Origin of the sequence: Seonamhaeicola maritimus (genome assembly GCF_008056315.1) — a bacterium.
Classification (GTDB): Bacteria; Bacteroidota; Bacteroidia; order Flavobacteriales; family Flavobacteriaceae; genus Seonamhaeicola; species Seonamhaeicola maritimus.
The window spans coordinates 1-6,290 of sequence record NZ_VRKQ01000025.1; the positions used below are offsets into that span (position 1 = coordinate 1).

Here is a 6,290-nt window from a genome sequence, read left to right on the forward strand (position 1 = left end):
GTGGAAGTAATAGATAATCAAAACCCTGTAATCTCATGCCCTTCCAACACCACAATAAACACCTCAGACGATGGCACGGGAAATTGTACGGTTAATTATGCTGTAGTTACACCTAGTTATAGTGATAACTGTAGCGCCTCTATTACATGGTCTATGTATGGCGATGTAACAGATAGTGGTTCAGGTGCTATTGGAAATTACACCTTCCCAATAGGTTCTGTTACTATAGATTATACTGTAACAGACGGCGTTGGTTTAACAGCTACATGCTCACAAACAATTACCATCATAGACGATGAAAACCCAACCATTTCATGTCCTGGTGATCGAAATGTAGATTTTGATGACTTTAGTTGTATGTTTACTTTACCCGATTATACGGGCTTTGCTGCAACTTCAGATAACTGTAATAATGTTACAGTATCACAAAATCCTGCCGTAGGCACTACAATATCCGGTAATACAATTGTTACTTTAACAGCAGCTGATGCAACTGGTAATACAACTTCCTGTACCTTTAATGTTATTCCAGCAGACAATGAAGAGCCTGATGCGGAATGCCAAGATATTACAGTAAGCTTAAGCGCTAACGGTTTAGTAAACATTACAGCACTAGATATAGAAAATGGGTCTACTGATAATTGTGGTATAGCAAATGCTACTGTATCGCCAAGCTCATTTTCATGTTCCGATATTGGAAATAACACAGTAACATATACCGTATTTGACAATGCAGGAAATAGTAATAGCTGCACAGCGACAGTGACTATTGAAGACAACACACTTCCTACTATGATTTGTAATGATTTTGTTGTTGTTTTAGATGCGATTACTCGAACAGCAACTATTTCAGCTTCCGATGTAGATAATGGTTCCAATGATGCCTGTGGCATTGCGTCATTAACTGTTTCTCCCGATACATTTAATGAAGATCCAAATGGAAACGTTTATACCACCTCAGTAACTTTAGAAGCTACAGATGTAAATGGTAATATAAATACGTGTACAGCAACAGTAACCGTAGAACCTCCAAAACATCAAGAAACCTATTTGGTTGGAGAAATTGTAGCTCCAATCGATCCAGATAATCCACCTGCCCCTCCTAGTGCCCTTATCGAAGCAACAGCATGTCCAGGAGGGATTACAATACCTAAAGATGTGGATTTCACCCTACTTCCAATTGATCCGTTTGATTTAGCGAACGTAACGGTTAATCATTGGGAATATTCCAATGATAATGGAGAAACATGGACAACATTTAGTCATGATGCTGGAAATCCTTTTGAAAATACCTTATATGGATTAACGGCTGATACATTTGTTAGATTAGACATCACAGACAATTCTGATTCACAAAACCCAATAAACAAGCATTCTGCTGTTGCATTCGTTAGGTTCTTACCACCAGATGAGCCTCCAATTATTATGAGTCAGTCTGCTCAAGATATTTGCTTTGGAGAAAGTGTTACAATTGTTGCTGAGAGCTTCTTTGATCAACCTGGTGGTCAGTTTGGTGAAGGTGGTGAATTTAATTATGCCCAACCCGATGGCTGGCGTGTGGATGGAATTGACGGTTTTTTCCCAGCGAGTGGTAATAATCAATCTGAAGCAACATGGAAAGAGACAAACTCTAACGACAACGCTAATACTACATTCAGTGGTATAAATTATGATACTGAGGACAATACTAAGTTTGCTATCGCCCATGAGGAATTTATGACTGTTAACGATTCTACTACTCTAGAAACCCCTGTTTTCAGTACTGTTGGCATGACTTCTGCCGAAGCCATAATGACGTTTTATCATAACTATTATTTTTGTAATGGTGCCTATGGTGAAATAAAATTATCCTTTGATTCTGGCAATACCTATCCGGTTACATTAACAACTTTGCAAAACGACGATCTAGATTCTAGAGATGAAGGAGGAGATCCTGAAACACTTGGAATTCAAGCATATAAAGAAAATGGTAATTGTAACAATGGACAATACCCTGTGGCTGATCCTTATAGATATACTTCTTTAGACTTAGGAGCTTATTCAGGTCTTTCGGGACTACGAGTGATATTTATTTTTCATAAAGGAACAGGTGGGTGTAATGATATCACATTCCCAAAGCATTCATCAAATAACTGTTCTTCAACTCAAACATTTGACGTTGAAAGTGCTTGGGCAATTGATGATGTAGGTTTTGCATATGCTCAGGTAGATGATGAATTGGAATGGACCGATGAAGACGGAATTGTTATAGCAACAGGAACTACAACATCTGTTACCCCAGTAACTCCAGGCGTACGTGAATATGGTGTTACAGCCTTGGTTAATGGTTGTAGAGCAGATAACGACTTAGGAACCAACTATGTAAATATTAATACAAGTTTGGCCTATGCCGGTCAAAATTATACGCCTTTAACAAGTGAATGTGGCGAAAACTGGGTACAATTAAATGCCTACGATAATACTAGAAATGCAGCCTATAATTACAATAAGGGGGCTTGGGTAAATAATCTTTATGTGGTTCCTACTGGCTTAGATCCTATTGATGCCAACAATACACCTACAAGATACCAAGGAACAGGGGTTACGGGTGTTTGGAGCGCTCAAACAATTAGCACCTCATCATGTGGTAATTCAATTACATTCTCAGACAACACAGACCCTGACGCTCTGTTTATAGCAGATCCTGGAACATATGAATTAACCTGGACGTTACAGGATGGTAGTGGTTGTGATGACACTATTACGGTTACCATTGTAGATTGCCCAACTATCGATTTTGATGGGGTTAATGATTATGTAACCTTTAGAAATAACTATGAATTAGACACTAATACAACATCTGAATTTAGTATTGAAGTTTGGGTAAAACCTGAGGATGTAATAGGAACACAAACTGTATTTTCTAGAAAAGATGCTTTAGACAATACAAGTGGTTATGATTTAAGCATTGTTAATGGAGAAGTGAGGTTTAATTGGTATAATGGTGGAACTGGTTCGGTTACATCTGGCAGTTATAATATTTCTGACGACAGATGGTATCATTTAGCAGTAACATTTGACGGAACCACCTATAATTTGTATGTTGACGGTATAGAACTTGGTTCCACTGGTGGAAGTGCCCCTGCTGCTACAAGCAATAATATTGAAGCGCTTTTAGGAGCTATGGACCAATCACCCCCTAATGATCCAACTAATTATTATCACGGATGGATGGATGAATTAAGAATATGGCATAAAGCCTTATCTATAAGACATATTCGTCAAATGATGAATCAGGAAATAGATCAATTGGGAACTGATGTTGGTGGTGTTGTAATTCCAACTAAAATATACGGACCGGATATAGACAATAATGGAACAGAAGATGATTTATTGCTTTGGAGTGACCTTGTGGGATATTATAGAATGGATTTAGTATGTGGCGATATTCAACCTTATGTAGGAGTAAGTGGTAGGCTAAAAAACATTACTACAAGCCAACAAGAAACAGCTCCTCTTCCTTACACTACCAGGGCCAACACAAATTGGGATACAGATGCAACATGGACCTATTTTGATGTTTGGGATGTACCAAACAGCGATGGTATTGACGGAACACCAATTGATTGGAATATCGTAAGCACCAATCATAATGTAACATCAGGTGATAGAGATATAACAGTCTTAGGATTATTAGTTAATTCAGGTGAGTTAACAGTAACTGATCTAACTGATACTCAAGATGAAACCAACAATGGATATGGTTTATTTGTTACTGATTACTTATTGCTTAATGGACTAATAGATTTAATTGGAGAGTCACAATTAATTCAAAAACGCTATTACTTTGATGATGATAACAACCCTAATAATGATGACGTTACCCATCAATTTAATGGAAGTATTTTAGACATTAATAGTAGTGGTCATTTAGAACGTGACCAACAGGGGCAATCTAATTTGTTCAACTATAATTATTGGAGCTCACCGGTAAGTCCTACCTATAATAGTGATTATTCAGTTAACCAAGTCCTAAAAGATGGAACGGACACTGATAATCCTTTACCTCTGTTATGGACGAATAGCTACAATGCGAATCCCGCAACCCATAACGGAACCACCCAAGGAATTACAATGAGTAGACGATGGATGTGGGCATTTAAAAACAATCCTATTAACCTTTACGCTAATTGGGAGTATTTAAGAGAAACAGGAACATTAAGCCCTGGTCTCAGTTTTACTATGAAAGGTAGCGGAGACACATCTGACACAGTACAGAACTATGTGTTTGATGGACTTCCGCATAATGGAACAATTGCTACTCCTATTTCTTTGGGGAATGAAGCTCTTGTTGGCAATCCATACCCATGTGCCATTGATGCTAGAGAGTTTATTATGGACAATATCCCTGGAGGAAATTCTGGAACTTCTGCAAGTTTTGATGGTGCTCTATATTTCTGGGTGCATTATGATTCCAACAATACGCATATCTTAAGAGATTATCAAGGTGGATACGCACAACTTACTCTTACAGGAGGAAACCCGGCTGTTGCTCCATTGATTACAATTGATGGTTACGAAGTAAGTGGACTGGGCAGTTCTAATAAAATACCTGATTATTATATTCCGGTTGGTCAAGGGTTCTTTGTTTATGCAGTCGAATCTGGATCGGGGTCAGGGGATGTGACCTTCCACAATAGACATAGATTCTTCAAAACTGAAGAAAGCGGAGAATCAGTATTTATGAAACAATCCAATACTAAAGGGAAAACAAATGCCCAGACTCCAAAAAACAATCAAGAAGAAGATGACATACAACGGGTAAGATTATTATTTAGAACTCCTGAAGGAGCCAAACGTCATTTATTATTAGGATTTACTCCTGACAATGCTGCTTCTGATGGCTTTGATTTTGGTTATGATGCGATAAGTAGAGAAACATTCCCTAATGATATGCTATTCAGAATAGATGACAAAAATTATATGATTCAGGGAGTAGGCGAATTTGATGAAACTAAACAATACCCTATTGGTATCTTTTCAACAACCGGTGGCCCTGTTGAAATTCATTTAACAAAATTAGAAAATCTTTCACCAAACACGAAAGTATATGTGTATGACGCACTATTAGGTACTTATACAAAAATTAATAATAAGGCATTTGAGATGACACTAGACCCTGGTGATTATCTTGATAGATTCTATATTACATTTACAAAGCACAATACACTTTCTAATGATGCTAATGATTTATTGTTAGACCGAGTTGTTGTTAATTATTTACATAACAGCAAGGAGATATATATCAAAACGAACAACTCAGACAATGTGAAACAAGTTTACTTAACAAACATTCTTGGGCAAACTGTTAAGACTTGGAATTTCTCAGATTCTTCATCCTTTTCAAATGAAGTTAGAATCCCTATTGGCACACTTTCTACAGGCAGCTATGTTGTTCAAGTACAAACCGACATAGGAAGGACAAACAAGAAGATTGTAATAGGACAGTAACCGTAAATTCGAAATTATATTTAAAAAATGGGCACTTAGCCCATTTTTTAATATTTTTTATCAATAAACTGTTATTAATTTTAGAGGTAAATATTCCAATTTTCTCATAATCAGAATATAAAGGTATTTCAACGAGTATTTTTGTTTTTCTCGGATCGTAGTAATAAGTTTACAGTCCTCATAAAATTGGTTAATAGCGCATGACCCTAAAATAATGATCCCGTTTTAAGAAATTATTTTCTTGAACTGGTATATTTATTTGTGCGACGCCCTAAATATTAACTGTTTATGAAGAGAAAATACTTTTTTAAGTTTCTTTTTATTTTAAGTACCCTGTTATTTTGCAGCGCGCTATTTGCAAACAATTATTACTTAAAAAGAACCGCTGCGTCTTCAAAGAATAACTATCAACCCTATTATGGGCTGATTTCGGATTATGCTAGGGTGTTTGAGAATAATAATGCTAGAGATTTAAACTTTAGCACCTTCATTGATATTGATATACATGCTTCAGACTTTACAGTCGAATGTGATGGAAGCGGTAACATTACCGATTTAAATAATTGGCTTAACAACAATGGAGGGGCTACATATAATAATGAATGTTTAACTGGTTCAGTTAGTTGGTCTAATAATTACGATTCTGTTACGAACCCCGTAAGTAATGATTGTAGTGAAACAGGCTCTGTGACAGTTATATTTACAGTTACTGATACTTGTGGTTCACCCTTGACAGCATCAACAACCGCTACTTTTACTATTCAGGATACAACAAATCCTAATTTCGTAGAAGCACTTCC

General features: G+C 36.7%; 2 protein-coding genes. Both read left to right on the forward strand.

Annotated elements, in window-relative coordinates; genetic code table 11:
- On the forward strand, positions 1-5,490 hold a 5,490-nt coding region (locus FUA22_RS18345), incomplete at its 5' end, for a LamG-like jellyroll fold domain-containing protein (RefSeq protein WP_147770065.1).
- Between the two features lie 288 nt (positions 5,491-5,778).
- Positions 5,779-6,290: hypothetical protein (locus FUA22_RS18350; protein WP_147770066.1), on the forward strand; the 512-nt coding region annotated here is incomplete at its 3' end.